This is a genomic window from Streptomyces sp. H27-C3 (assembly GCF_030063415.1).
Taxonomy (GTDB): Bacteria; Actinomycetota; Actinomycetes; order Streptomycetales; family Streptomycetaceae; genus Streptomyces.
In genome coordinates, this window is the sequence record NZ_JASITA010000008.1 from 18,714 (window position 1) to 45,274 (window position 26,561).

General features: G+C 69.7%; 25 protein-coding genes and 3 pseudogenes. 14 read left to right on the forward strand and 14 right to left on the reverse strand.

What is annotated here, in order from left to right; translation table 11 throughout:
• Nucleotides 1-554: 554 nt before the first annotated feature.
• The 4 genes and pseudogenes from QMK30_RS09745 to QMK30_RS09760 all read right to left on the reverse strand — a co-directional run.
• A pseudogene (locus QMK30_RS09745) lies at nucleotides 555-876 on the reverse strand (transposase); the annotation flags it as partial.
• A gap of 60 nt (nucleotides 877-936) precedes the next feature.
• Complete coding sequence (locus tag QMK30_RS09750) at nucleotides 937-1,977, reverse strand: ABC transporter ATP-binding protein (protein ID WP_283516825.1); 1,041 nt, start codon at nucleotides 1,975-1,977, stop codon at nucleotides 937-939.
• Nucleotides 1,974-3,527: an ABC transporter permease gene (locus QMK30_RS09755; RefSeq protein ID WP_502963112.1), complete on the reverse strand. Its 1,554-nt coding sequence runs from the start codon at nucleotides 3,525-3,527 to the stop codon at nucleotides 1,974-1,976. Before QMK30_RS09755 ends, QMK30_RS09750 begins: the two co-directional genes overlap by 4 nt.
• Nucleotides 3,524-4,543, reverse strand: a complete 1,020-nt coding sequence (locus QMK30_RS09760) for an iron ABC transporter substrate-binding protein (RefSeq protein WP_283516827.1) — start codon at nucleotides 4,541-4,543, stop codon at nucleotides 3,524-3,526. Before QMK30_RS09760 ends, QMK30_RS09755 begins: the two co-directional genes overlap by 4 nt.
• 265 nt (nucleotides 4,544-4,808) lie before the next feature.
• Between QMK30_RS09760 and QMK30_RS09765 the strand changes: the two genes are divergently transcribed.
• Nucleotides 4,809-7,421 carry an AMP-binding protein gene (locus QMK30_RS09765; RefSeq protein ID WP_283516828.1) on the forward strand — a complete coding sequence of 871 codons (2,613 nt, stop codon included), beginning with the start codon at nucleotides 4,809-4,811 and terminating at the stop codon, nucleotides 7,419-7,421.
• A 185-nt stretch (nucleotides 7,422-7,606) separates the two neighbouring features.
• On the opposite strand, the gene QMK30_RS09770 is transcribed toward QMK30_RS09765, so the two are convergent.
• Nucleotides 7,607-9,238: a flavin monoamine oxidase family protein gene (locus QMK30_RS09770; protein WP_283516829.1), complete on the reverse strand. Its 1,632-nt coding sequence runs from the start codon at nucleotides 9,236-9,238 to the stop codon at nucleotides 7,607-7,609.
• A 15-nt stretch (nucleotides 9,239-9,253) separates the two neighbouring features.
• Nucleotides 9,254-10,822: an APC family permease gene (locus QMK30_RS09775; RefSeq protein WP_502963104.1), complete on the reverse strand. Its 1,569-nt coding sequence runs from the start codon at nucleotides 10,820-10,822 to the stop codon at nucleotides 9,254-9,256.
• A gap of 902 nt (nucleotides 10,823-11,724) precedes the next feature.
• Here QMK30_RS09775 and QMK30_RS09780 point away from each other — a divergent pair.
• From QMK30_RS09780 to QMK30_RS09790, 3 genes are all read left to right on the forward strand, one after another.
• Nucleotides 11,725-12,504: an alpha/beta fold hydrolase gene (locus tag QMK30_RS09780; protein WP_283516830.1), complete on the forward strand. Its 780-nt coding sequence runs from the start codon at nucleotides 11,725-11,727 to the stop codon at nucleotides 12,502-12,504.
• Between the two features lie 238 nt (nucleotides 12,505-12,742).
• Nucleotides 12,743-13,207: a plasmid transfer protein KilB gene (gene kilB / locus QMK30_RS09785; protein ID WP_283516832.1), complete on the forward strand. Its 465-nt coding sequence runs from the start codon at nucleotides 12,743-12,745 to the stop codon at nucleotides 13,205-13,207.
• Between the two features lie 264 nt (nucleotides 13,208-13,471).
• Nucleotides 13,472-15,421, forward strand: coding sequence for a YncE family protein (locus tag QMK30_RS09790; protein ID WP_283516834.1), 1,950 nt, complete (start codon nucleotides 13,472-13,474; stop codon nucleotides 15,419-15,421).
• Between the two features lie 106 nt (nucleotides 15,422-15,527).
• On the opposite strand, the pseudogene QMK30_RS38445 reads toward QMK30_RS09790, so the two are convergent.
• Nucleotides 15,528-15,617: pseudogene (locus QMK30_RS38445) on the reverse strand (VapC toxin family PIN domain ribonuclease); the annotation flags it as partial.
• 3 nt (nucleotides 15,618-15,620) lie between these two features.
• On the opposite strand from QMK30_RS38445, the gene QMK30_RS09795 reads away from it, so the two are divergent.
• The gene (locus QMK30_RS09795; RefSeq protein ID WP_283516836.1) at nucleotides 15,621-15,995 is read left to right on the forward strand and encodes a GNAT family N-acetyltransferase; all 375 of its coding nucleotides are present in this window, start codon (nucleotides 15,621-15,623) and stop codon (nucleotides 15,993-15,995) included.
• Nucleotides 15,996-16,068: 73 nt separating this feature from the next.
• On the opposite strand, the pseudogene QMK30_RS09800 reads toward QMK30_RS09795, so the two are convergent.
• A pseudogene (locus QMK30_RS09800) lies at nucleotides 16,069-16,302 on the reverse strand (VOC family protein); the annotation flags it as partial.
• 193 nt (nucleotides 16,303-16,495) lie between these two features.
• Between QMK30_RS09800 and QMK30_RS09805 the strand changes: the two are divergent.
• Nucleotides 16,496-17,356, forward strand: a complete 861-nt coding sequence (locus QMK30_RS09805; protein WP_283516838.1) for a TauD/TfdA dioxygenase family protein — start codon at nucleotides 16,496-16,498, stop codon at nucleotides 17,354-17,356.
• 24 nt (nucleotides 17,357-17,380) lie between these two features.
• Here the strand turns inward: QMK30_RS09805 and QMK30_RS09810 are convergent, their stop codons facing one another.
• A complete protein-coding gene (locus QMK30_RS09810) occupies nucleotides 17,381-17,938 on the reverse strand; it encodes a hypothetical protein (protein WP_283516840.1) in 558 nt (185 codons plus the stop codon).
• Nucleotides 17,935-18,249 carry a PH domain-containing protein gene (locus QMK30_RS09815; RefSeq protein WP_283516842.1) on the reverse strand — a complete coding sequence of 105 codons (315 nt, stop codon included), beginning with the start codon at nucleotides 18,247-18,249 and terminating at the stop codon, nucleotides 17,935-17,937. The genes QMK30_RS09810 and QMK30_RS09815 overlap by 4 nt, the downstream gene beginning before the upstream one ends.
• 114 nt (nucleotides 18,250-18,363) lie before the next feature.
• Between QMK30_RS09815 and QMK30_RS09820 the strand changes: the two genes are divergently transcribed.
• The 4 genes from QMK30_RS09820 to QMK30_RS09835 all read left to right on the forward strand — a co-directional run bounded on the left by QMK30_RS09820 (nucleotide 18,364) and on the right by QMK30_RS09835 (nucleotide 21,331).
• On the forward strand, nucleotides 18,364-18,735 hold the full coding sequence (locus tag QMK30_RS09820; RefSeq protein WP_283516843.1) for a hypothetical protein: 372 nt from the start codon (nucleotides 18,364-18,366) through the stop codon (nucleotides 18,733-18,735).
• Between the two features lie 78 nt (nucleotides 18,736-18,813).
• Nucleotides 18,814-18,984, forward strand: a complete 171-nt coding sequence (locus QMK30_RS09825; RefSeq protein WP_283516844.1) for a hypothetical protein — start codon at nucleotides 18,814-18,816, stop codon at nucleotides 18,982-18,984.
• Nucleotides 18,985-19,115: 131 nt separating this feature from the next.
• Nucleotides 19,116-19,571 carry a tellurite resistance TerB family protein gene (locus QMK30_RS09830; protein WP_283517148.1) on the forward strand — a complete coding sequence of 152 codons (456 nt, stop codon included), beginning with the start codon at nucleotides 19,116-19,118 and terminating at the stop codon, nucleotides 19,569-19,571.
• 551 nt (nucleotides 19,572-20,122) lie between these two features.
• The gene (locus tag QMK30_RS09835; protein WP_283516846.1) at nucleotides 20,123-21,331 is read left to right on the forward strand and encodes a hypothetical protein; all 1,209 of its coding nucleotides are present in this window, start codon (nucleotides 20,123-20,125) and stop codon (nucleotides 21,329-21,331) included.
• Between the two features lie 18 nt (nucleotides 21,332-21,349).
• Here the strand turns inward: QMK30_RS09835 and QMK30_RS09840 are convergent, their stop codons facing one another.
• From QMK30_RS09840 to QMK30_RS09850, 3 genes are all read right to left on the reverse strand, one after another.
• A complete protein-coding gene (locus QMK30_RS09840; RefSeq protein WP_283516848.1) occupies nucleotides 21,350-21,922 on the reverse strand; it encodes a YhaZ family DNA alkylation repair protein in 573 nt (190 codons plus the stop codon).
• 397 nt (nucleotides 21,923-22,319) lie between these two features.
• Nucleotides 22,320-22,715: a nitroreductase/quinone reductase family protein gene (locus tag QMK30_RS09845; protein ID WP_283516850.1), complete on the reverse strand. Its 396-nt coding sequence runs from the start codon at nucleotides 22,713-22,715 to the stop codon at nucleotides 22,320-22,322.
• 29 nt (nucleotides 22,716-22,744) lie between these two features.
• Nucleotides 22,745-23,353, reverse strand: a complete 609-nt coding sequence (locus QMK30_RS09850; RefSeq protein WP_283516852.1) for a MepB family protein — start codon at nucleotides 23,351-23,353, stop codon at nucleotides 22,745-22,747.
• 151 nt (nucleotides 23,354-23,504) lie between these two features.
• On the opposite strand from QMK30_RS09850, the gene QMK30_RS09855 reads away from it, so the two are divergent.
• Nucleotides 23,505-24,014: a hypothetical protein gene (locus QMK30_RS09855; RefSeq protein WP_283516854.1), complete on the forward strand. Its 510-nt coding sequence runs from the start codon at nucleotides 23,505-23,507 to the stop codon at nucleotides 24,012-24,014.
• Nucleotides 24,015-24,306: 292 nt separating this feature from the next.
• Here QMK30_RS09855 and QMK30_RS09860 read toward each other — a convergent pair whose 3' ends face one another.
• Nucleotides 24,307-24,693 (reverse strand): hypothetical protein, encoded by a 387-nt coding sequence (locus QMK30_RS09860; RefSeq protein WP_283516856.1) that lies wholly within the window; start codon nucleotides 24,691-24,693, stop codon nucleotides 24,307-24,309.
• A gap of 230 nt (nucleotides 24,694-24,923) precedes the next feature.
• Here QMK30_RS09860 and QMK30_RS09865 point away from each other — a divergent pair, with 230 nt between their 5' ends.
• The 3 genes from QMK30_RS09865 to QMK30_RS09875 are packed head-to-tail and all read left to right on the forward strand — an operon-like array spanning nucleotide 24,924 to nucleotide 26,469.
• Entirely contained in the window at nucleotides 24,924-25,784 is an 861-nt protein-coding gene (locus QMK30_RS09865) for a hypothetical protein (protein WP_283516858.1), read from the forward strand.
• The gene (locus QMK30_RS09870) at nucleotides 25,676-26,188 is read left to right on the forward strand and encodes an endonuclease/exonuclease/phosphatase family protein (protein WP_502963105.1); all 513 of its coding nucleotides are present in this window, start codon (nucleotides 25,676-25,678) and stop codon (nucleotides 26,186-26,188) included. The genes QMK30_RS09865 and QMK30_RS09870 overlap by 109 nt, the downstream gene beginning before the upstream one ends.
• Before the next feature lie 29 nt (nucleotides 26,189-26,217).
• Nucleotides 26,218-26,469 (forward strand): DUF2630 family protein, encoded by a 252-nt coding sequence (locus QMK30_RS09875; RefSeq protein WP_283516860.1) that lies wholly within the window; start codon nucleotides 26,218-26,220, stop codon nucleotides 26,467-26,469.
• Nucleotides 26,470-26,561 lie beyond the last annotated feature (92 nt).

A 26,561-nucleotide genomic window follows, 5' to 3' on the forward strand; every position in this document is an offset into this window, starting at 1 on the left:
TTGCGACGTCCAGCCGGGCTGCGCTGCGCCACCATGAAGAGGGAGCCCGTCTCCTCGAGCTCATCACGAGGGGCCGTGCCACAACGTGCCAGTAGAGGCGGTAAACAGCGGTCACCAGAGGCTTCACCGGAGCTGTTCACAAGAGACGCCCGGCGGCCATCACCCCAGGTCAGCGGCCCTTCATGAGTCGAAGTACAGGGTGATTCCCAAGCTCAGAGTGCGGGTTCGATTCCCGTCACCCGCTCCAAAGAAAAGCCCCAGGCCAGCGGCCGGGGGCTTCTTTGTTGCCTGGACCATTTCGGGGATGTCGTGCCCTCCGCGTGCCCCAAGTCGCGTGCCTCCGCAGCTCAAAGTGGTGCGGAGGCGCGGATTCGCGTGCAGACCCCGCGGTCATCCTGAAGCCTGCGACGGGCCGCGCGTGCCCTGCATCACTTTGCGCGCGTGAGTCCTCAACAGCACGTCTGCAAACTGACAGCGGCGTTTCGTTCTACTCCCTGCGCCGTTCGGCCCCCTCGGTACCCTCCTCAACCTCACGCGCGTAGGGGTGGACGTACTCAGGTTGAACTGGCGGTGTCCGGTGCTTCGATCACGGCGGTTCTATGATCAAGCCGGTCGGCGGCAGGCAGCCGTCGATCAGGTGCGGCCGGAACTGGATCTTCTTCAGCTTGCGTTTGATGACGCGGGTGAGGTGGTGGAGATCGGCGGCGGCGAAGTCGGCCGGCGACCGTTCGAGCAGGGACCAGATGCCTTCCGCCGGGTTCAACTCCGGTGCGTAGCTGGGCAGCTGGGCAGCTGGAAGATCCGCAGCCACTGCTTGTTCTCCTCGGCGAAATCGTAGATCTTCTGGACGAGGTACAGGTTAAGGTTGTCCCAGCACCCCAGACGATGTGCTGCCCATGCAAGGACGCCGCGGGCTGACGACACCGCGCGACCAGGTCATGAATGAAGGATGGCTTCGCCGGTGATCCGGATACCCGTGTCTTCGCCCGGGTGGACGCTGAGGGGGCCTGCGACGCGGACGTCGATCGGGGTGTCCAGGCCGTCGACGGCGACGGTGACCATGGTGTCGTGGCCGTAGAAGCACACGTTCGTCACCGTGCCACGGGCTGCGGCCGTCTCGCTGAGGTGGAGCTGCTCGGGGCGGAGAAGGACCGTACCCGTTCGGCGGACTGCCGTGGGGGTGGCCAGGGAAACAGAACCCAGTGCGGTACTCGCCGTGCCGTACTCAACGGTGGCCGGGAGCAGGACGGCGTCGCCGACGAAGGCGGCGACCCAGGGGTTGGCGGGGCGGCGGTAGAGCTCCTGCGGGGTGTCGCACTGGGCGACCCGGCCGTCGCGTACGACGGCGACGACATCAGCGGTGGAAAGGGCTTCCTGCTGGTCGTGCGTGACCAGGACCGCGGTGGCGCCCGTGGCCTGCAGCGCGGCCCGCACGTCGGCCCGCACCCCGGTCCGCAGGGTGCTGTCGAGGGCGTTGAACGGCTCGTCGAGTAGAACGAGTTGGGGGCTCGGGGCGAGGGCGCGGGCCAGGGCGATGCGCTGCTGCTGGCCACCGGAGAGCTCGTGGGGCATCCGGTCGCCGTAGCCCGGGAGCCCGACCAGCTCCAGCATTTCGTCCGTACGGCGGCGACGGGTGGTGCGGTCGAGGGCGGTCAGGCCGAAGGCCACGTTGCGGGCCACGCTCAAGTGGGGGAAGAGCGCGCCCTCCTGGGGGACGATGCCGATCTGCCGGTGTTCCGGCGGCAGGTACACGCCCGGGCCGGTCAGCACGCGTCCACCGACCGTGACCGTGCCCGCGTCGGCGCGCAGGAAGCCGGCGATGATGCGGAGCATGGTCGTCTTGCCGCAGCCGGAGGGACCGAGTACGGCGGCCAGGGCGCCGGCGGGCACGGTGAGGTCGAGGCCGTCGAGGACGGGTGGGGCAGCGGCGCCGCCGCCGTAGGACTTGGTCAGGCCTTCGATGCGCAGTTCGGTCATGTGCGGTGCCTCCCGAGGAGGTAGGAGGGGATGGCCGCGAGGAGGATCAGCGCGGCGGCGTACGGAGCCGCGGCCGCGAAGGATCCGCTGCCGGTCTCCGTCCACAGCCGGGTGGCCAGGGTGTCCATGCCGGTCGGGCGCAGCAGCAGGGTGGCGGGGAGTTCCTTCATGCAGACCACGAAGGTCAGCGCGGCTCCCGCCGCGACTCCGGGGGCGGCCAGGGGCACCGTGATCTCGCGCAGCACGCGCCAGGGGCTGCGGCCCAGCGACCGGGCCACGTCCTCCAGCGCGGGCGGGGCCTGGAGGACGGCGGCGCGGGTGGCGGACACCGCGACGGGCAGGAACAGCACGGCGTACGCGCAGACCAGCAGCGGGAGTTCCTGGTAGAGCGGGCGGGCGTAGCGCACCGCGAAGAAGACGAGGGAGAGCGCCACGGTGATGCCGGGCAGCGCGTGGCCGGCGTACGCGGACTGCTCGAGCAGATGCGCAGTGCGGCCGCGGTAGCGGGCGGCGATCACCCCGACGGGCAGCGCGAGCACGGTGGTGAGCGCGGCGCCCGCGGCGGCGACGCCCAGGGTGGCCCAGGCCGTCTCGGCGAGCCCGGCCGGATCCCAGGTGGCGGAGGAGCCGACGGCCAGCCAGTACCCGAGCGTGGCGAGCGGGAAGCCGACGGCGGCGGCCGTGACCACCCCGCACCAGCCCAGCGCGGGCACCCTCCAGCGCCCGAGCGGTGCGGGGACGGCCGGGCGGGCGGTGCCGGTGCCGGTACGCGCGTAGCCGGCGCGGCCGCGCGTACGGGCCTCGGCGGCGACCAGGGCCACGGTGAGCAGGACCAGGACGACGCTGAGCGCGGCGGCCGGGGTGCGGTCGAAGCTGGAGCGGTACGAGGTGTAGATGCCGCGGGTGAAGGTGTCGTAGCTCATCAGCGAGACCGCGCCGAAGTCGGAGAACACGTACAGCGCGACCAGCACCGCGCCGCCCGCGGCGGCCGGGCGCAGCTGCGGGAGGGTGACGCGCCGGAAGGTGCGCACCGGGCCGAGGCCGAGCGAGCGCGCGGCCTCCTCCTGGGCGGGATCCGTCCCGCGCAGGGCGGCGGCCACCGGCAGGTAGACGTACGGGAAGCTCACCAGCGTCAGGGACAGCGCGGCCCCCGTGAACCCGGCCAGTTCGGGGAAGGCCGACAGCCAGGAGAAGGCGGCGACGTAGCTGGGCACCGCCAGCGGCAGGGTCGCCAGCACCGACCAGCCGCGCGCCCACGGCAGTGCGGTACGGGCGGTCAGCCAGGCCAAGGAGATCCCGAGGACCAGGCTGGCCGCCACGACGACAGCGGCGAGGCCGACGCTGCGGGTGAGCAGCAGACCGCTCTGCTCCGTGGTGACGATGGACCAGGCGTATCCGGGACCGCGCTCAAGCGACCGGACGGCGAGGTATCCGAGCGGGAGCACGGCGAAGACTGCGGCTACCGCGGCCGGGACGACCAGAGCCCACGGGGGTCTGCGCGCGCCGGACCGGCGCGGTGTGGTCTTGACGGTGACTGCAGGCACGGTCAGACGAGTCCGGTTTCCCGCAGCATGGCCAGGGTCTCCCTGAGCGAGTCGAGCTTGCCCAGGTCGATCTTGGGCGCCTGGAGGGAGTCCAGCGCGGGCAAGCCCTTCTCGGGGGCGACGCCGGCCGCGAGCGGGTACTCCTTCGTCTCCTCGGCGAAGTAGGTCTGCGCGTCCTTGGAGAGCAGGTAGTCGGCGGCCTTCTGTGCGAGCCCGCTCTCCTTGGGGGACTTGCCCTTGAGGAGTCCGACGCCGGCGACGTTGACCAGGCCGCCCGGGTCGCCGTTCGGCAGGAACCGCAGCTTCGCCTTGAGCTTGCCCTCGCCTTCCTCGGCGGCCTTCTCGTACCAGTAGTAGTGGTTGATCAGGCCGACGGAGACCTGGCCCTCGTCCACGGCGGTGAGGATCTCGGTGTTCTTCTCGTACGCCTTGGGGGCGTTCGCCTTGAAGCCCTTGAGCCAGGTGCGCGTGGCGTCGTCCCCCTCAAGGACCCGCATGCCGGTGACGAAGGCCTGGAAGGAGGCGTTGTTCGGGGCGTATCCGATCTTGCCCTTCCACTCGGGCTTGACCAGCTCGTGGACGCTGGTCGGCGGCGTGGGGGCCTTGGCCGGGTTGTACGCGAGGACGCGGACGCGGCCGGACACGCCGACCCAGTTGCCGGCGCTGCTCCGGTAGGCGGGGTCGACCTGGTCGAGCGTGGTCTGCGGCAGCGGGGCCAGGCGGCCTTCCTTCGACAGCGCGCCGAGGGCACCGGCGTCCTGGGAGAAGAACAGGGCGGCCTTGGTCTTGTCGCCTTCTTCGAGGATCTGCGCGGACAGTTCGGCGCCGTCGCCGTAGCGGACGTCGATCTTCGCGCCGAGCTGCTTCTCCATCTTCTCGATGAGCGGCTCGACGATCTTCTCGTTGCGGCCGGAGTAGATGACGATGTCACCGGGCTCCTCGCTGCAGGCCGCGAGGCCGGGCAACAGCAGGCCCAGACCGAGGAGCGGGGCGGCGAGTCGGCGGGCCGTGGGGCGTCGCATGGTGATGCCTTCCTGATATGGCTTGCGTGGTGTCGCCGGACATCGCGTCGTCACGGGGCCGTAGGGAGCGGGCGGCGGAGCGGCCCATCGGAGACCGCAGAACCTATGAATAAGGTAAAGCTAACCTCACCGTCAAGAACGGCGTGATAACGGCTTGTCCGCGGCCACGAAAGCGCTGGCGCGCACCGGCCACGCACGCCCTGCGCGCCGCCCGTGATGATTCTGTGCCTTTCCATTGAGGTAAGGCTCGCCTAAGGTTCCCGCTGTGCTCACCCCCCACCATCCCTTGCCGGGCATAGCGGACACCCAGCAGACGCTGTTCGCCCGGCACCTCGCCTCGTACGGAGATCGTCCGGCTGTCCTCGGCCCCGACGGCGATCTGTCGTACGGTGAACTCGCCGAACGGGTCGCCGAGACGGTCGGCCGCCTCGGCACGGACCACCGGCGCCTCGTCCTGCTCGCAGGCGCCAACACCGTCGACGCGCTCGTCGTCTACCTCGCCGCCCTCGCGGCCGGGCACCCGGTGCTGCTGGTCCCGGGTGACAACGAGGAGGCCGTGCGGTCCCTGACCGCCGCCTACGATCCGGATGTCGTGGCCCGGCCGGACGCCGACGGCCGGTGGGTGATCGACGAACGCAACCCCGTCTCGGCGCACAAGCTCCACCCGGAGCTCGCGCTGCTGCTCAGCACCTCCGGGTCCACCGGATCGCCGAAACTGGTGCGGCTGTCGTACGACAACCTCCAGGCCAACGCCGAATCCATCGCCGACTACCTCGGCATCCGCGAGGACGACCGCGCCGCCACCACCCTGCCCCTGCACTACTGCTACGGCCTGTCGGTCGTCAACAGCCACCTGCTGCGCGGCGCCGCCCTGATCCTCACCGGCCTCTCCGTCGCCGACGAGCGCTTCTGGACTCTCTTCCGCCATCGCCGCGGTACCGCGCTCGCCGGGGTCCCGTACACCTTCGACCTGCTCGACCGAGTCGGCTTCACCGGCATGGACCTCCCCCACCTGCGGTACATCACCCAGGCCGGCGGCCGACTGGCGCCGGAGAGGGTCACCGCGTACGCGGAGCTGGGCCGGCGGCGTGGCTGGGCCCTGTATGTCATGTACGGGCAGACCGAGGCCACCGCGCGCATGGCCTACCTCCCGCCCGACCTCGCCGCGACGCGTCCGCGGGCGATCGGAGTCCCGGTCCCGGGCGGCTCCTTCCACCTCCAGCCCCACCCCGACTGGCCCGGCCAGGACACCGGCGAACTCCTCTACGCGGGACCGAACGTCATGCTCGGCTACGCCGAACGCCCCTCGGACCTCCGCCTCGGCCGCACCACCGACGAGCTCCACACCGGGGACATCGCCCGGCGCACCGTGGACGGGCTGTACGAAATCGTGGGCCGCAGCAGCAGTTTCGCCAAAATCCTCGGCCTGCGGATCGACCCCCAGCAGACCGAGTCCCTGCTCGCACGGCACGGCTTCAGCGCCTGGTGCGCGGGCGCCGACGACGCCCTCGTCGTGGCCACGGCGGGCGACACCGGCACCGACCCCGCCGAGGTACGCCGGATCGTGACCGCCGCGTGCGGCCTCCCGGCCCGCGTGATACACGTCCACGTCCTGCCCGAACTGCCCCGCCTGGCCACCGGAAAGCCCGACTACCAGGCCGTACGCGCCCTCGGCCAACTCCCCGGGGAGACAGCGGCCCGGTCCGCGAACCTCACCGACCTGCTGCGTCTGTACGCCGAAATCCTCGACCGCGGTGAGGTCACCGAGGACAGCAGCTTCGTCTCGCTGGGCGGCGACTCCCTCTCCTACGTCGAGATGTCCATCGCCCTGGAGGAGGCACTCGGCCACCTGCCGGACGACTGGCACACCCTGACGATCCGCGAACTCCCCGGCGCGCAAGCGAAACTGGACTCGAACCCCGGACCCCGGGCCGGGCGTCGGCGCCGCCTGGAGACCGGTATCGCCCTGCGCGCCGCCGCGATCGTCTTCATCGTCGGCTCACACATCCCCGACATCTTCTACATCAAGGGCGGCGCTCACCTGCTGCTGACGGTCGCCGGGTTCAACCTCGCCCGCTTCCACCTCACGCCGTCCGCCGAACGCCGCGACCGCATCCGGAGCCTGGGGCGCGGCATCGGCCGGGTCGCCCTGCCGAGCATGGCCTGGATCGGCCTCGTGATGCTCGTCAAGGACGACTACGACCTGGCCAACCTCTTCCTGTTGAACAGCGTCCTGGGGCCGCACGGGGACACACCCCACATGCAGTTCTGGTTCGTCGAGGCACTCGTCCACCTGCTGATCGCCCTGGTGGCACTGCTGGGTCTGCGGTCCGTGGACCGCGCCGAACGCCGCTTCCCCTTCGCCCTTCCCATGGCCGTCGTGGCGGCCGGACTGACCACGCGCTACGACGTGTTCGGCCTGGCGGACCGCTTCCACGTCCCTGAAGCGGTCACCGTCTTCTGGCTCTTCGCGCTGGGCTGGGCCGCGGCGAGGGCGAGCACCGTACGCCGGCGATGGCTGGTGACGGCGGCGGCGGTAGCCACCGTTCCTGGCTTCTTCCCCGGCCTACAGCCGTTCCGGGAGGCTCTCATCATCGCCGGATTCGCACTGCTGGTGTGGGCACCGAGCCTGCCAAGCCGCGGATGGATCAACCGAGCGGCCGGGATCCTGGCCGGCAGCTCGCTGTACATCTACCTCACCCATTGGCAGATCTACCCCCACTTCCACGGGTCCTACGGCTGGCTGGCGCTGTTCACCTCTCTCGCCTTCGGCATCGGCTACGCCGAAGTGGCCACGCGCGTGGCACGGAAGCTGCCCGCACTCCTCCGCCACGCCCGCGGTATCCACACGTCCGCTCGTGCGGCCGACGTGTCGTAAGCCTGGGCCCGCGCAGCCAACGCAGCTTGCTCTACGTGGTCCCGCCTGAAGGGCCACAACAGCAGTTCATGGGCTGTCCAAAGGCTGGTGACGGGCTCGAGTCCCGCATCCGCTCCATGACAAACCCCAGGCCGCCGACCTGGGGCTTGCCTTTCGCCTGCGTCTCCTGACCGGTACGGCTTGTGTCAGGTCAGGGCGGTGATGACCTCTCTTGCCGCCCGTTCGCCCTCGGTGGCACCGCCTTCCATGAAGCCCTGGAAGTCATAGCTGCAGTGCTCGCCACCGATGTGGACGCGGCCCTGTGCGGTTCCCTCGTACTTGGCGTACTTGTGGAGGTAGCCGGTCGGCCAGTACGAGTACGCGCCGAGGGAGTACGGGTAGCGGTGCCAGGCCGAGAGTTGCGCGCGCCCGGTCCAGGCGGCTTTCGTGCCGGGGAAGAAGGCGTCGATACCCGTGAGCATCCGGCCCGCGAGTGCGCGTACGTAGGGGTCGGAATCGGTGGCGAAGGGGCTTGCCGGAGTGAGCGAGCCGGCCAGGCTGCCGCCGCCGTACTGGAGCAGGATGCCCGCGTTGCCCGGTTGGACCTTGGTGGTGTCCCAGGTCTGCTGGACGTCGGTGTCGGTGAAGCAGTCCCCCGCGGAGACCCCCGGCCAGGTGCCGGTGCCGCGCCAGGGGCGGCTGGTGAACTGCATGTTGAGCTTGGTGCAGTAGCCCATCCGGGCGTCGCGCAGCAGGTTCTTCATCAGCGGGTCGAAGCCGGCCCCGGTGAGGTCGATCCGCTGGAGGATCGGCAGTGGCAGGCACAGGATGGTGTGGTCGGCGACGACGGTCCGGGTGGCGCCCGCGTCGTTGAATGTCAGGGTCTGCGTGCCGTCGGCGGCGACGCGTACGGCGGTCAGCTCTCGGCCCATCACGAGCGAGCCGGCGGGCAGGGCCTGGGCGATGGCGTTCGGCAGCTGATCGTTGCCGCCGGTGATGTGGTAGCGCTCGTTGGACAGGCCCCAGACGTTGAAGTTGCCGGGGTTGGGCTGGTAGCCCATCAGCAGAACCAGCGCGAGCGCGGACTGCTGATCGGTGTCGGCGCCGTACTCGACGTTGTACGCGACGTCGATGAAACGGCCGAGCTGCGAGCCGTGACCGCCGGGAATCCTGGTCTCGATCCACTGGTACAGGGTCATGTTGTCGAGGGCGGTCCCCGCGGGGGTGGCCGAGTTCCAGGAGACCTCGCCCGCGTCCTGAAGGTCACGGCGCAGCGCCTGGTAGACGGCCTTGAAGTCCTCGTCGGCCTGTACGCGGGGGTAGTAGGTGCCGTTGAACCAGAGCACTTCCTCGGCTCCGTTGGGTCCGCCTCCGAGGAAGTCCTCGGTGGGCAGGTCGAAGCGGCGGCACAGCTCCAGGATCTTCTTGTGGCTGGTGTCGATCAGCTCGCCGCCGATCTCGGAGGTCTGCCCGTACGCCCACAGTGAGCGCTGGCTCCACATCCGGCCGCCGACACGGCTCGGGTTGGCCTCGTAGAGCGTGCAGTTCACCCCGGCGTCCTTGAGGGTGAGGGCGGCGGTCAGCCCAGAGATTCCGGCGCCGACGATCGCAACGCGGGCGAGGGTGACAGGCTCCTTGTCGGGGATGGCTTCGACCGCGTAGGCAGTCGCGCCTGCCGACGAGGCGAGGGCGGTACCGAGGCCCAGGGCGGCGGCCCGGCCGAGGAGTTGGCGGCGCGTGGAGCCGCGGACCTCGGCGACGGGCAGGTCGAGCCGGCGGGCGACGGCGTGTTCGAAGGCGAGCTGCCGGAGCGCGTGCATCAGTGGCGAACGGGCCATGGCGGTGGCTCCTTCTCAGATGGTGGCGACGGAGGGGGCGGGGGCGTCGGTGCGCTGGGCGGCGTCTTCCAGGACGACGCGGCCGATGATCTCGTAGCGCTCGGGGGCCTTGAACTTCAGCCACAGGCCGAGTCCCAGCCCGCCGAAGAACACCACCCCGACGATCCACGGGATCAGCGTGAAGAAGAACGAGTCGGCGGCGAGTCCGGCCGCGGTCTTCATGTTGACCAGCAGCAGGACGACCACGGCCGCCATGGCGATCCCGCCGATCAGCGGAGCCGTGAAGGTGCGGAACCAGTGCCGGTCCTCGGGGTGGTTCTTGCGGAAGTAGCCGATCACGGCGAACGAGCACAGGGTCTGGACGATGAGGATCGCCATCGTGCCGAGGATCGCGAGCAGCGTGTAGAGGTGGATGTACGGGTCCTGGCCCGTCAGCCAGAACAGTGCGACCAAGGCGGTGGCGATGGCCGTCTGGACCAGGGACGAGACGTACGGGGACCCGTGCTTGGCGTGGGTGCGGCCGAGTCCGGGGTGCAGGAATCCCTCGCGGCCGATGGCGTACAGGTAGCGGGCGGCGCACTGGTGGAAGGCCATGCCGCAGGCGAAGGAGCCGGTGAGCAGCAGCCATTGGAAGGCGTCGACGGCCCAGGCGCCGATGAAGGTCTGGGTGGGCGCGAAGAACAGGTCGAGGGGGCTGGCGGAGGCGGACAGTTCCACGGACTTGGTGAGGCCGTTGCCGGCGATGGTCATCCAGGAGACGTAGATGTAGAAGAGGCCGACGCCGACGACGGAGATCAGCGTCGCCTTGGGGATGACCCGTTTCGGGTCGCGGGACTCCTCGCCGTACATGGCGGTGGATTCGAAGCCGACCCAGGACCAGAAGGCGAAGAAGAGGCCGAGTCCGGCGGAGGTGCCGGTGAAGGCGTTCTTCGGGTTGATGGGTTCCGTCGGGATGCCGTCCGGGCCGCCGCCCGCGATGAGCACGGCGGTGGCGACGGCGAAGAGGACGGCGATCTCGGCGACGAGCATCACGCCGAGGGCCTTGGCCGTGAGGTTGATGTCGAAGTGGGCGAGGGCGGCGGTGATCGCCAGCATGGCGGCCGCGTAGACGATCCACGGCAGGTCGATGCCGAGCTGATCGTGGACGGTGGTCTTGGTGAAGTAGGAGAAGACACCGACGATCGATGCCTCGAAGACGATGTACGCGAGGACCGCGAGCATCCCGGAGGCCATGCCCGCGATCCGGCCGAGGCCGTGCGAGATGTACCCGTAGAAGGCGCCGGCGGCGGTGATCCGCTTGGCCATGGCCACGTAGCCGACGGCGAAGACGGTGAGCACGACGGTCGCGAAGAGGTAGCCGGCCGGGGCGCCGATGCCGTTTCCGAAGCCGACGGCTATGGGGAGGTTGCCGGTCATCGCCGTGATGGGGGCAGCGGTGGCCACGGCCATGAACACGACGCCGACCAGGCCGACGGAGTTGGCCTTGAGCCGCTGGACCTGGGGTGTGCCGGACGTGCCCGGCTGCGTGCTGGTCGTATCCGCGCTGACGGCCCTGCGGCCGCCCGCGCCGGTCTCCGTGCTCATGGCTCCTCGTTCCTGTCGTGAGGGCGCCCACTCTCACAGCACGTGACGCACGCCACAATCGGCATATGGTTCGGTAATTGCCCTGCGCAGCCGACGAGTTGTCGGCCCGGATGGGGACACTTCTGCCTCCGTAACCGCCCGGTGATTTACCCGGAACAGGACGGCCTGTATCTGCCCACAACAGGGATGGCCGGGCCTGGAACGTGGTTCAGCGGGGGTTCCACCGCGACCACCCCCGGGTCCAGCCCCTTGCGGTCGACAAGCCTGTTGCGCCCGCAACACCGCCCAGGCGCTGCCGGTCAGGCCTCGGAGTAGCGGTTCCGTCGAGCCGAGAAGCGGCTCGCAACGACGCGTGCCGCGCACGTGCCCCAGCCGTGCCCTTCAGGGCGGTAAACAGCGGTCAACACGAGTGTCGGAAGACCCGTCAAGGACCCCATCCGACCGGAAGAACAGCAGGTCAGGGCCACTATCACCGATCCAGGCGGCATTGATTCCCAAGCTCAGAGCGCGGGTTCGATTCCCGTCACCCGCTCTCGGAAGTAGGCCCAGGTCAGCGACCTGGGCCTACTTCGTTACCCCTGGCCCGCTTCGCTTCAGCCGGGTTGTGCCACAGGACAGTTGGAGCCTCTCGGAGCGGGAGGGGCTCGGCGATCACCGAGCGCGGCCGAGCAAGAACTACACCTGCGGATCGCTCTTCACACCGAGCTCGCCCTTGAGCGCAGGTTTCGATCCGGTCGGCGATGAACCGGGTGAAGTGGTTCTCCTTCCTGATCCGTACGACTTGCCCCCGAGGTCGTTGGAGCTCGGCGAGCTGATCTGGCCTGGTTTCCCTGTACGCCGTTGGGGTGAAGCCTCAAGTCGACGGGATTCCGGGCCCGGACCGAAGGGGAAGAACCAGCCTTGTGACAGGTCAAGTAGCAGGACACGTAATTCCGTACGAGGTACAGGGCAGAGGGCCCGAAAAGGTCCTCGCGCTTCACCACTGGCTCGGCGACAGGTCCAGCTTCGGCCATCTGCGGCAGCACCTGGACGGGGACGCGTTCAGCTACGCGTTCGTGGACTGCCGTGGGTATGGCAAGGCGATGGACACCCCCGGCACTTACACGATGGAGGAGGTCGCGGCGGACGCCCTCGCCGTGGCCGACGACCTCGGCTGGGACACCTTCTCGGTCATCGGTCACTCCATGGGCGGCAAGGCGGCCCAGCAGATGCTGCTGGACGCCCCCTCGCGGATCCGCTCGATCGTCGGCATCTCGCCGGTACCCGCATCCGGGTTCCCGCTCGAAGGGGAGATGTGGGAGCTATTCGTCGGGGCCGTGGAGGACCCCGGCAACCGCAGGACGATCTTCGATGTCACCACCGGCAGTCGGCACGACGATGCGTGGCTGGACGCCAGAATGAGCGGCTCGGAACTCTCCTCGCGGGCGGCCCTGCGCTCGTATCTCGAATCCTGGACGCGTGGTCCCGACATCCACGAGCTGGTCGAGGGAAACACGACGCCAGTGCTTGTCGTGGCCGGTGCGAACGACCCCGCAATGGGCCCCGAGACCATGCGGTCCACCTGGCTGCAGTGGTATCCGAACGCCGAGTTCGAGGTCCTCGACGATGCCGGCCACTTCGCCCCGGACGAAAGTCCGGAGGCCCTGGCGATGGTGATCGAGAGGTTCCTCGGCGCCAGGTAGGTCGGGCCGGCCAAGCCCGTTCAAGTGGCAGATGGTGCGGATAACTGTGCAGGACAAGCTGGAGTACTGGTGGATGCGGTCCGAGGACGCGGCCGGGGACGCCTGGCCGGCGTTGCGGGGGCGCCGGTCCTGAGCGGGTGGCGGCGACCCTCCGGGTGGGCAGGGGGGCGTCCCGGCGCACGCCTCCTTGGACCGTCCCGCTGATACACATCAGTGCCGCGCGTGATCAGCTACTGCGATGGAAGCCATCATCGCCAGCGCGATAGCCGTCCTGGGGACGCTGCTTGGCTCAGGGATCACCCTCGCGTTTCAGCAGCGCACCGTCGACAGGGGCCACGAGTTCTTACGCGGCGAGAAGCTGCGGCAGGAGCGCCTGGACGCCTACTCGACGTATGCCGGCGCGCTGGTGAACTACCGGCGTTGCCTGATTCACCTGTGGTTCTGTCTGCACGACCGGCCGCCCCGGGAGGATGCCGACGGAGTCCAGATCCGGGCCCACGACCTTCGATCCGCCGCCCAAGAGGCTTTGTTCCGTGCGCAGATGCTCACCGAGGACCAGGTTCTGAGCGAGGCGGCGAAGGCCGTTCTCGACAGCATCGCGAACCTGCACAAGACTGGCAGTCGGGCAGAGCTCGACGAACGTCGGACAGTCACCCGGGACGGCATCAGCGACTTGGTCGTCGCTGCCAAGCGGCATCTCTGAGCCACACCGCTGGGCCACACCGCTGTGCAGCGCCTCTGGAGTGCGAACCAGAATCGCGCAGCGGTGAGGGGCCGCCACGTCCGCTCCTCCCGTATCGCCCCCCTCGCGGGAAACCCCCTGCTCACCTGTCAGTGCCATGCCATACGCTGCCTCCTAGCAGCCGCGCCCCGCGCGTCACCGCATGTCAGCGGTCATGTCCGGGCGTTGCGCGGCGCTCTCAATACCCGGTCATCCACCGGGTTTCCTTGTGGGGGGAACACCACTGTGCGTACGCGCAGCATCTCGACCGCGACAGCGCTCGCGGTCCTTTTCAGCTCGGCGGCGCTGAGCGTCGCCGCGGCCGGTTCGGCTTCGGCCGCATCCGCCACCGTGGCCACACCCGGCGGCATCGTCGCGGACGGCGCCCTGAAGCGTGTCTTCGTCGGCGACCGCTCGGCCGGGAAGATCCTGGCCACCGACTACACCGGCGCCCTCGTCGACTCGGTGAGGGGCATCAAGGGGGTCTCCGGCCTGGCCCTGTCCGACGACGGCGCCACTCTTTACGCGGCGGCGGAGGGCAGTCACGAGATCGTGGTCATCGAGGCGGCCACCCTCGACGTCAAGGCCCGCCACCCCGTCGCCACCGACACGGGCCCGCGCCATGTCGCCTTCTCCGGCGGCAAGGTGTGGTTCTCGTACGGCGACCAGTGGGACGGTGACCTGGGCTCCATGGACCCGACGGTCGGCCCGGCGAGCGGGATCGACCCGGTGGCACTGGAGCAGTTCCCGAAGTCGGGCAACGCGGGGGTCTGGGGCCCGGCGCTGCTCGACACCGACCCGTCATCGCCCGGCCTGCTGGCCGTCGGCCAGACCGGCGTCTCCACGGACTCGATGGCCGTCGTCGACGTCTCCGGCGCCACTTCGCAGCTGACCGCCTGGCACCAGGCCGACTACACGCTGAACAAGGGCATCGGGGACATCGACCTCGTGCCCGGCGCCCCGCAGGTGCTGGTCAACGGCGCCCAGCGGAACGCGTACGCGGACGGGAAGTTCACCGCCGCCGGCTCGTACCCCTCGGGGCAGCGCGCCGACATCGCGGCGAACGGACTGATCGCGCAGGCCGGTGGCGCCCAGGTGGCGGTCTTCCGGCCCGGCGCCACCAAGCCGGTCCGTACGTACGCCACCAGCGCGACCGGCACGGCCGCCCTGACGTGGGCCCCGGACTCCTCACGGATCTTCGCGCTCGTGGGGACGGGCAGCGGCTACACCCTGGAGGTGCTCACCGACCCGACGCTGAACGTCCCGAGCCTGTCCGTGAGCGCCCCGTCGAAGGCCACGCGCGGCAAGAAGCTCACCGTGACCGGGAAGCTCTCGGCCACCGTGCCGCTGCCGAGCGGTGTCTCGCTGAAGGTCACCCGCACCGACCTGGACAGCCCCCGCGGCAAGGCGCTGGCCTCGGTCCCGGTGAAGGCGAATGGTTCGTACAGCTTCACCGACACCCCGCCGGCCGGCGGCACGGTCACGTACCGGGTCGCCTACGCGGGCGACGCCGGGCACACGACGGTCAGTGCGACCGACAAGGTCACGGTCTCCCGTACAACGCCGACGCTGAGCGTGAACAAGAACGGCAAGCTCTACAACCACGGCGCCGACGTCTCCTTCACCGCGCACCTCGGCTCGACGTACAAGAACCGCACGGTCGAGATCTGGGTGGACCCGTACGGCGGTGACAGGCCCAACAAGCTGGTGAAGACCGGAAAGGTCAACTCCGGCGGCAACCTGTCGGCCACGGTGGACATGACGCGGGACGCGGTCATCACCGCGGTCTTCAAGGGTGACGCGCGCACCGCGCCCAAGAAGGCGAAGTCCACGGCGTACGCCAGGGTCAAGATCTCCACCGCCGTCTCCAAGCACTACAAGACGGGCAAGATCGGCTCGACGTCGTACTACTGGTTCCACAAGAGCACCGACCCGGTCCTCACCACGACCATGAGCTACTACCAGGGCCGTCAGCAGCGCTTCGACCTGCAGGTCCACTCCGGCGGCAGGTGGCAGTCCGCGAGCTCGGAGTACTTCGCGCTCGGCACGAACGGGAAGTCGGCCGTACAGCTGGGAGCGCCCGGACAGTCCGGGATCAAGGCGCGGATGCGCTCGGTGTACGTTAACGGGTCGTCCGGCGACACCGTGAACTCGACGACGAACGGGCCCTGGAAGTACCTGTACTTCTCCAACTAGCCCGTTGGTTACGTGAAAACCGCGTTCCCAGCACGAAGTGACAGCCCCGGGTCGGACGGCCCGGGGCTCTCGCCCGTCCGGGGAGTGTGGGGCTGTCCCCGACCGGTCAGAGCGGGAGGACGCGGAACGCCTTGTGGCTGCCGAGCGGGCGCACGGCACGGAGGTCGCGGCGGTCCAGGGTGAGGATCGCGTCCGTGACATGAGCCTGCTGCGAGACTGGGCCGACGCCGAGGGCTGGAACCCGGGCCATGCCGACGGCCCCGCGTTCTTCGCCACCGACCCGCAGGGCTTCCTGATCGGACGCCTCGACGGTGAGCCCGCCGGACGCATTTCGGTCGTACGGTACGGCGCGGCCTCCCCCGAGGTGGCCGCCGCCCTGGTGGGCGCGCTCGCGGCCACCACATCGGGCGAGCCGGTGGCGATCGACGTGCCCGACTTCAACACGGCGGCGGTGGGTTTGGTGGAACGGCTGGGTCTGGCACCGACGTTCGAGACGGCGCGCATGTACACCGGGCCCGCTCCGGAGATCGACCGGGCCGGCCTGTTCGGCGTGACGAGTCTCGAACTGGGCTGATTGCGAGCCGACTTCAGGGCATTGGGGCCCGGTGAGGGGGTCCGGGGCAGTGCGCCCCGGACCCCCGGTTCAGCTACACGCCACCGCTGCCGTACGGGCGGGTGATCGCTTCCATGGCATGACCCGCGGGGTCCATGAAGTAGACGCCACGACCGCCGTCGTTGTGGTTGATCTCGCCGGGCTGCTTGCCGTGCGGATCGGCGAAGTACTCGGTGCCGGATTCCTTGACGCGCTGGAAGATCCCATCGAACTCCTCCTCGCTGACGAGGAAGGCGTAGTGCTGCATGACGATGGACTCCGGCGGAACGAGCGACTGCTCGGCGACCGGCGGGTCGACCTGTCCATGCTCCGCATGGCCGACGGAGTCAACCTCGCCCGTAAACGATGACGGGCCGTTCCGAACGGCCAGTTCGAGCACATTTCCCGGAGTCCGAAAGGCGCTCCTGACGGGTGCTGAAAACGACGCTACCTTTCTCCCGGCGCGCAAGGGGGAAAAGAGCATGTCGTTGAACGTTTCAGCATTACGGAAGAAATTCGTGGCCGAAATATCCGGCACTCCGCGCGATCTTCTGACCGAGCGCGGTGGTCATTATCTGCAGAAAGCCCTCGCCGCCCACGCGGTCCTGGTGATTCGTGGGCTGGAGCTCGATCCGGCCGAACATCTCGGGCTGACCCGGTTCCTGGGTCAGCCCGAGACCGTCACCGACCTGCTCAACCAGCACGCGGACAGCGACGACATCCTCGTCGTGGACAACTCCCGGGAAGCGCCGGTGGTGGGCAACCAGTGCTGGCACTCGGACCGTTCGTTCCTGACCCGCCCGACGCGCCACACACTCCTGCGCGCCACCGTGGTGCCGGACCGCGGCGGCGACACGCTGTTCGCCGACATGACCGGGGCCTACGCGCAGGCCCCGCCGTCCTGGCGGGAATCGCTGTGCACCGCCGCCGGAGTGCACACGTACGACAGGATCGCCCTCCTGCGTTCAGTGATCCACCGGCGACCCGTCGAATCGGGGTACGCCGAGAAATTCCCGGCCGTACGCCATCCGCTGGTGCGGGTCCATCCGGAAAGCGGGGCGCCGGCCTTCTATCTCAATGAGTTGTGCCTCACGGACATAGAAGCGCTCGACGGCGCCCTCATCGGAATTCCGGTGGAAAAACTCAACGCGTATGCGACGGAAGAGCGTTTCGTCTACCGACACCGCTGGCAGGCCGGTGACCTGCTCATCTGGGACAACGCCCGGGTCATGCACCGCGCCGACGTGTTGCCTCCCGGCCTGCCGCGCGTGCTGCACCGCACCACGACGTCCGGCTGCAGGCCCCGGTTCGCCAGACACCTCTCCGCCATGGCGGGCGGCTGAGCCCGGCACGGCCCGCGCGCCGGGTCACCTGCCGGGCCGCGGCCCGGCGAGCCCGGCCAGCGCCGCCTGGTAGCGGTCGCCGAAGTCGATGCGGGTGATGTCCGCGTACCGGTACTTCGTACGGACCTTGGCCCAGCGCGCCTTCGGGCAGACCTCCAGGAGCCGGAGCACCTTGCCACCGCTGTCGGCCAGTGCGCCGATGTACAGCGAATCGGGGTTACCGTCCTCCTCGTACACACCGATGAGCCCGTAGTGCCCGGCAGCGGACTCGGCCAGCGCGCGGGCGTCCTTGAGGCTGATCCGGCCGCGCGGAGCGGGTGGGGGCCATGGCCCGTTGCCCCGCAGCCAGCGCGCCGTGACGTCCTGACGGCCCCGGTGGTCGATCCGCACGATGTCGTCGGTCCTGATCGCCACGAAGCCGTCGAGCTGCACGTTTTGACATTCGGCGATGAGCGTCCAGGAACCCTTCGCCGCGACCACGAATCCCTCGACGGAATCGGCGCCGGGCAGCGAGCGATGCACCCGTACGCGCCGGTGCTCGTCGGCGGCGTCGCGCAGCAGTCGCCGTATCCCTTTGCTCATCCGGCCATGTTCACCGCGCCGGTCCCGGTCCGCCACCCGTTTACGGCGGTGCGCCGGACGAAGAAGCCGCGCCGGGCGAAAACGTACCGGCGCGCGGCCCAGCGCGGGTGCGCGACGAGTCCGCCGGGGGGTCGGTTGCCCCGGGGGCAGGACCCTGTCGGCCCTGGGATCCACCCGGTGCGGGAGTACACGGCCGTGTCGCCCGCCTCCCAGCGGTGCATCCGGTAACGCAGCAGCGGCATCACCAGGATGTACGGGATGCCCGGCACCCCGATGGCGGTGCGGTCACGGGCGACGCTTCGACGGGCCAAAGGGTTGTCCGTACGACGGGAAGTCACCGCACGTGCGACGTTCCGGGTAACCCGGTTGAGCGGACTTGCCCGTAGAACGGCTACGAACGCGCGCCCCCAGGGGACGAATGGCCCATGCCTGCCACGCGCCTCGTCCCGCGCGCGGTGCGCCGGGGCGTCCTGATGGCGCTGCTGGTGCTCACCGCGGTCTTCGCCATGGTGCTGTCCGCGAGCGGGCCCGGCGCCGGGGCGGTGGAGGTGCGGACGATGTCCGCCGCCGAGGGCATGGGCGGTGGCGCCCCGGGAGAGAGCCAGCCTTCGGACACCGCCGACAGCGAGCTGCGGTCGCCGGGCGGCAGCGCCAGGTGCCGGAAGGCGCGTGCGCGGGTTCGTGACGCCGCGCCCCCCTGCCCGCGTACACGACCGGCGGGGTCGTCCGTCCGCGCCGCCGCCGGTCCGGCCCCCGTGCCGCCGCGCACCGTCCGCTGTGTGGTCCTTCGCTGCTGAGCCGGCCCGGCACGCCCCTGCGTACCCACCGCAACAGCAATCGACCACCCGGATCCGTCGCAGCGAAGGAAGTCCCGCATGCCCATCGACCCGTACGCAGCCCTGAACGCCATGGTGCGCGCCGAAGTGGCCCGCTCGCAGGAGCCCGTCATGGACCAGCCCGGCGAGCGGCGCCCCGGCGACAACGGCGACGCCTCCCCGGAAGGGCCGTCGGCCGGAGACGCATCCGCGACCGGAAACCGCGACTGATAGTTTCTACATAGCTGTAGAGGTAAGCGGCTGTCCGCGCCGGGCCACGTGCGGCGCGGACAGCCACGACACCTACGCCTGTAGACATACGCCTGTACGCATAAGCCTGTAGACATACGGAGTTGAACTTCATGGCCCTGTGGGACCGCTTCAAGGAATCCGCCGCGACGATGCAGACCCAGCTCGAGGCGAAGAAGAACGACCTCAAGAGCGGCTCGTTCCGCGACGCGAGCATGGCCATGTGCGCCCTGGTCGCCGCGGCCGACGGCAGCATCGACGCGGCCGAGCGCCAGCGCGTCGCTCAACTCATCGCCACGAACGACGTGTTGAAGAACTTCCCGGCGGACGACCTGCAGCGTCGTTTCAACGCCTACCTGGACAAGCTCACCGCCGACTTCGCGTTCGGCAAGGTCAGCGTCCTCCAGGACGTCGCCAAGGCGAAGAAGAAGCCCGCCGAGGCCCGCGCGGTCATCCAGATCGGCATCATCATCGGCGGCGCCGACGGCGACTTCGACAAGACCGAGCAGGCGCTCGTACGGGAGGCCTGTTTCACGCTGGACCTGCCGCCGCACGAGTTCGACCTGTAGTCACGGCCGGGGCGGTGGTGCCCGGGTCACCCGTCGCGCCGCCGCCCGATCCGCCGCCTTTCCCGCCCCTCAGCCGGGCCCGAAGGCGCGGAGTAAGGTGTCCCGATCCTGGTGATCGCCGGCCCGCTGGCCGCGCGCTGGAGACGGAGCCACTGGTGACGGGATGCGCGACAGGAAGACGAAGCCGACGTCCGCCGGAACGTCGAAGTGGCGGGCAGCGGTCACATCTGGTACCTGGCGGACGTGGCGAAAGAAACGTGCTGGATCACCTACGCGGGCACCGGACACCCACGATCCACGGACCGCCGGTGACCCCGACGGCAGCACCCGCGGCAGGATTCGGGGCAGGATTCGGGGCAGGATTCGGGGGTTATCCAAGTCCGTTGATTGTGCGTATGGTTGACGTCGCAGGCCTCCGGTTCGGTACGCACATATCGGGCACCGGGGGTCTGCGCGCGTGTGCGGAGTGTGTACGCGGGCCGATCTGCGGGGCGTGGCCGGACCCGAGGTCGAGTGCCTGGGCCTGCGCCGTCAGCCCATAGTGTTCCGGCATGTCAGAACACTTGGCCCCCGACCGAACGGCCGGCCTCCCGCCGCTCCCGGCCACGTCCGTCCGGGACCGAGCACGCAACGCTCTGCGGTCCGCCGCCCCCGCCCTGCTCTGGTACGCCGCCGCCCGGCTGACCGGAATGCTGATCCTCGCCGTGGCGGCGCCGCTGAGCGGCAAGGACGCGCTCCACCTGCTGAGCAGCCGGTGGGACTCGGTCTGGTACCAGCGGGTCGCGGCCGACTGGTACGGCTACGAGGTGCGCCTGCCCGACGGCAGTGTCCACGCCGACCTGGCGTTCTTCCCGCTCCTGCCCGCCCTGGAGCGGGGCCTGTCCGAGATCCCGCACATCAGCGTCGCGACCGCCGGGCTGACCGTCGCCTGGACGGCGTCACTGGTGGCCGCCTGGGGCATCTACGCGGTCGGCGCCCGGCTGCGGGACCACCGCACCGGGGTGATCCTGGCCGTGCTGTGGGGGGTGTACCCGACCGCCTTCGTCCAGTCGATGGCGTACACCGAAACCCTGTTCACCGCCGCCGCGGCCTGGCTGCTCTACTGCGTACTCACCGACCGGTGGATCATCGCCGGAACCCTCGCGACGGTGGCCGGTCTCACCCGCCCATCGGCGGCGGCACTGATCGCCGCGCTCGGCATCACGGCGGTGGTGACGCTGGTACGGGACGTCCGCGCGCCGGCACCCCTCGGCCAGGTCCTGCGCCGCCGGTGGCGCTTGATCGCGGGCACCCTGCTGGCCCCGATGGGCTGGCTCGCGTACGTGGTCTTCGTCGGCATCCGCCGAGAGGAGCCCTTCGCGTACTTCACCGTCCAGGGCGACTGGGGCAACCACATCGACGGCGGAGCGGCGCTGGCGGCCTTCATCTGGAAGAACCTCACGGGTCGCGTGCCCCTGGCCGGCCTCGGCCTCTGCGCGGCGATGGCGCTGCTCGCCTGGGTGGTGTGGCTGTGCGTACGCCAACGCCAGCCCCTGCCGGTCCTGGCCTACACGATCGCCCTGGTCCTGCTCTCCCTCATCGGCTCCGGCTACTTCGGCTCCCGCCCCCGCCTGATGATGCCCGCGTTCCCCCTGCTGCTCCCGGCGGCGGTGGCGCTGGCGCGGTGGCGTCCGGTACGGGCCCGCTGGACGCTGGCCGTGCTCGCGCTGGCGTCGGGCGCGTACGGGACGCTCACCCTGCTGGGATCCGGCCCGCCGTAAGCCCGTCCCGTCCCGTGGCTACGCGGTCATGGCGCCGGGTGGCTGGAGGTCGAAGGTGACATGGCCGTGGCGGGTGCCGTTGATCTGGAGCTCGACCGCGTGCTCGCCGGGGTAGTAGCGGCGGGTGGTGATCTCGCGGAACGAGTGCTCGCGGGAGATGTCGAGGGTCTCGTCCGCGCCCAGGACCTTGGTGACGAGCTTGAAGGTCTTGGTGCTCTGCTGCCCGTTCGCGCGCAGGTGGTGGACGACGTAGTCGATGGCCAACCGCACAGGCTGTGCGGCGGTGTTGGTGACGCTCGCGGTGAAGTGAAGGGTCCCGCCGTAGGGAACGACACCCTCGGCGAGGACGGGCCCGCCGATGTCGAGCGCCGGGTCCGCCACGAACCCCATGAGCGCGAGCGCACCGGGGTTCCCCTGCTTGATCAGCGAGCGCAACGCGTGCCGGACGAGACGCGGGGTGTTCTCGTCCGGGGCGGCGAGCCAGGCCCCGGCGCCTAGACGACTTGGTTCGGCAGCACGGTAATGGCGCACAGCGGCGCTGTTCCACTGATTTTCGAGCGCCTCACCGCCAGGTCCCGTCCGGCGGATCATGGACGAAGCCAGAGCCGGATCGCGGTGACGGTGCCGTGGAAGACGTGGGCCCGCTTGTCGTATCTCCGCCCAGGCGGGCGACGCGGATGTCTTCCGCGACTGGAATGAGCTGCGGTTCCTTGCGCGCTCCGGCGGCGTGTTGGTGGGCGCGACAGGAGGTGGAATCCACGCTCGCCATGACCAGGCAGCAGGGCCCGTTCAGCGAGTAGTGCCCCTGGTGTCGCGGCGATGCCGACCGGCCCGTCCCCGTCGGCAACGTCCACGCAGCCACCGGCGCCGGAAGTCGGACGTACGCCTGCGCCGGCTGCGTACAGACCCACAGTCTCGTACCGCTCGCGGACCATCCGGCCGACAGCGACGGACGGCCACGGTCCCGGCGGGTGCTCTGAGCAGCGCGTCAGTCGGTGAGATCGACCCGCACCGTCAGCAGGTTCGTGCCGAACGCCCTGACCGCGCCGCTGTTGAAGCGCGGCAGCGTCTTCAGCCGCGCGCGGGCATCGTCCTGCGGGAGCGGGTGCGCGGTGCCGGTGTGCCAGCGGCCGTTGATACGGACGCGGACCTGCGGGTCGGCCTGGAGGTTGCGTACGTAGTGCGACTTGTCGCCGTACTCGGAGACGAACCAGAATTCGTTCCCGATCCGGCGTCCGCCGAGCGGGGTGCGTCTGGGCAGGCCCGAGGTGCGCCCGGTCGTCTCCAGGAGCGTCTGGCTGGGCGAACGTCTGGCGAGGGGGTTGAGCACCCGCCTCTGGAGCGCGGTGACGGCCCGAAACTTGATCTCGTGCAAGCGCGACATGCGCGTTTCTCCCGTTCGGCGTGGGTGTATCAGGGGTGGTAGAGCACCTGGGCCAGGGCGGAATCAGCCCGTTCGCCCTCAGCCATGTGCAGGAAGTGGTCCAGCTGCCAGGTCTGCGTGCGGCCGGCCTGGCGGTTGGCCGTCGTGGTCCATGGTGGGTAGACGCGGAACGCCCGCTTCCCGCCTGAGCCACTTCTGCCAAGGATGCCGCGCTCGCAGAGCACGTGCCGGGGGAAGACGAACTGCCCGAACCGGCCGTCTCCTTGGGCCCGGTCGTCGCCCTCGCTGCTGTCGCGGGTGCTGATGACGAAGAGGTCCACGGGGTCTTCGACGTCGAAGGGCTGGATCGGGCCGCCCGGGGACCTCTTCCACACCGTGACGAACTGGCCGACCTTCGTCGGGGTCGTTTTCGCCGCCCGGAACCGCACGGACAGGCCGTCCAGGGTGAAGGCGTACGCCCCGTACTCCGCGCTCTCCGCCTCGGGTTCCGGCCGTGAGCAGGTGAAGCCACTCGGGTCGTACAGCAGGGTCTTCGCCGCGAGGAGATCGGGGTGGACCGGGCCCGCGTACGGTCCGCCTGCCCACGGATCGGGGTCGGTGGCTCGGGACCCGGGCGAATCCCCGTGCTGCGTCGTCATTCCCTCATGATGCGTCCTGCGTACTTCGCACTGCGCCGCCGCAGGACCGGCTCCGGGGATTGGTGGGCAGAAGTAGCGTTCCGGAGGAACCGAACAGCTGCGCCACCGTGTCGTGCTCTTTGCACAGCAGCCATCAAACGGGGGTTTCACCATGGCTAAACGTCATATTCGCGCCGCAGCCGTATGCGCCATCGCGGTCATCGCGCTGACCGGCGCCAGGGGCTCGCGCGGCGGCAGTTGTGACAGCGATTCGGGCAGTTCGGGGTCCAGCTCCAGCTCGGGCGGCCACAGCAACAACGGGAGCGGGGACAGCGACAGCTCCACTACGTCCGGGGGCTCGACCGGCGAGGCGGGCAACGTCAGTCGTCCGGCGCCCGCAGCGGGTGACGTGAAGATCGAGGACTGTGTCTTCAAGGAGTCCGAGGTCAAGCTCGTCGCCAAGCTGCGCGTCACGAACACGAACAGCACGAGCAAGACGTACGACTACCGCATCGAGATCGCCTTCAAGGACGCGGCCGGGACCACGATCTCGACCGCACCCGCCGGGGCGAAGCTCGCATCGGGTGCGAGCACGACCACCGAGGCCATAACGTCGCACTACGACCCCGAGCACAAGGAAGTAGTCGCGCGCTGCGAGGTCATCACAGCCACCAAGAGCTGAGGGCGACGCGGCTTCGGCTCCCGGTTGACCGGAGTGCCGACGTACAGGGTCGAGCAGGGTCGCGTGCGTGGTCGGCCCGCGTTTGCTTCGAAGGCATGGACACGTCGCCGGCAGGCAAGGTCGCTCTGGTCGCCGGAGGTACCCGTGGGGCGGGGCGTGGGATAGCCGTGCAGCTGGGGGCGGCCGGGGCGACCGTGTACGTCACCGGGCGCTCCCGCGCGTACCGGGCGGCGCTGCTCCCGCACGCGCAGGGCCCGACCCGCACGCACAGGGCCCCACGTGCGGGTCGGCCCTACTCCCGCGTGTAAAAAACGTAGAACGAAGCGGCGGCCAGCGCGGCGCCGAGCACGGCGCCCATCGTGACGGACCGCAGGATGCTGGTGTCGCCGAGGCTGTGCAGGAAGCCCATCGCGACGCCGAACAGCGCCCCGTAGGCCCCGGCGCGCAGCTCGCGCGGCAGGGCGCCGCCGTTGCGCACCAGCAGCGCGCCGAGTGCGGTCACGATCAGCCCGCACAGCACCCCGAGGAGGACGTTCCAGCCGGTCAGGGAGGAGCCGTCGCGGGCCCTGAAGGCCACGTAGATCCCGTAGAGCACGCCCAGGACGAGGGGTACGCCCAGGGCCGCCGAGAGGTGGTGAGGCCGTAGGGATCGGCCCGGCACCGCCGCATGTGCAGCCATCACAGAACTCCTTCCGCCACACGCGCCCCCACCTCACCAGGTCACACCCGCATCGGCCGCCCGGCAAGTGGATCTAGACGCGGTCCGACGAGAGCGGGACCGGGTCCCGTACCGAAACCAGCGCCAAAACCAGGCCCAATGCCACGGCCGATACCAGCATCAGGTCCGGCACTGACCCAAGTGCAGCAGCTCCGCTCGCGCCCGTCCCCCGCCCGGCCTTCCCTGGTGGAATGCGCACCTTCCTCTCGACGGCCCTGATCGCCCTCGTGGCCGTCCTCGTCCCGCTGAGTGCGCTCGCCGTGTGGGCGGACCGCGAGATCGGGAACACCGACCGCTTCGTATCGGCGACCGCACCGCTGGCCGCCGACGCCGACGTACAGAGCGCGGTGTCCGACCGGGTCACGGACGAGGCCATGAAGCAGATCGACCTCGGTCCGCTCCAGGGCGGCGCGGCGCAGCTGCTCAACGACGCCGTCACGTCGTACACCGGCACCCCCGGCTTCCAGAAGGTGTGGAACACGGTCACCAGGACCACCCACCAGGCACTCGTCGACGCACTGAACAACGGCAGCGGCGACAGCGTGACGATCGACCTGGCTCCTGTCACCGCGCAGGTCAAGCAGCAACTGACCGACAGCGGGCTGCCGTTCGCGAATCAGATCCCGGTGGACCACACGGACATCACGGTGCTGGAGTCCGACCGCCTCGGCACTTGGCGCGATGTCTTCCACACCCTGGAGATCGCCGGTATCTGGCTCCCTATCGCCACGCTGCTGCTCACGGCGACAGCCCTCCTCCTGGCCGTACGCCGCCTCCGCGCTCTCACGGCCCTGGGCCTGGCACTGGCGGTGGGCGCGATCCTGCTCGGCATCACGGTCGCCGTGGCCCGGGGCATCACACTGGACGACCTCCCCCCGGACGTGGACCGCCCGGCGGCGGGCGCGGTCTACGACGCACTGACGGCCACGCTCCGCACGACGATGTGGGTGGTGCTGGCGGCGGGCCTGGTCCTGGCGGCAGCGGCCTGGCTCACAGCCCGACTCCGCACCCGCAGATCCGAGCCGCGCCCTGTGCCCATGAAGCCGCTCTGAGCAGCGAATACGTGATGGGGCCGGCCTCACGCGGCGTCGACAGCTGGCGCACCGAACTCGCCGCGCTGCGCACGTACGCGGACGGCATCAAGGACCAACCAGCCATCGTGGCAGGCGACTTCAACGCCTCCCAGGACCACGCAGCGTTCCGCGCGATCCTCGACGCGGGCAGCCTGCGGGACGCTGCGGCGGCCGGCGGAGCGTTCCGCACACCGTCCTGGCCCGCGGACGCCACGCGTGTCGGCATCCAGATCGATCACGTCCTGGCCACCGACGACTTCTCCGTACGGTCGGCCCGCTCACGCTCAGCAACACCGACCACCGGGCCCTACTCGTCGAACTGGAGCTGCACAGGGGCTAGAGGTGTGCTGGGGTGGGTGGCATGGGGCGGGACGAACGACTGATCCGACATCCGACGGAGGCGACCGCGCCCATGGACAACGCCAACCAGGAGATTCTCGACCACATCACCGATCTGGTCGGCATGGAACGCGAGCTGCGTGAGCGCTCCACCGGGAAGCTGGGCCTGGACGAGGCCGAGCGGGCCCGGCTGGCCGCCGTGGAGATCCAGCTGGACCAGTGCTGGGACCTGCTGCGCCGCCGCGAGGCGAAGGCGGAGTTCGGCGGGAATCCGGACGACGTGCGGACCCGGCCCGCGGCGCAGGTCGAAAATTACGAGAACTGACAGGCGTGCGATCTCGGTTCCCGGTTCTCAAGTTCTCAAGTTCTCAAGTTCTCAAGTTCTCAAGTTCTCAAGTTCTCAAGTTCTCAAGTTCT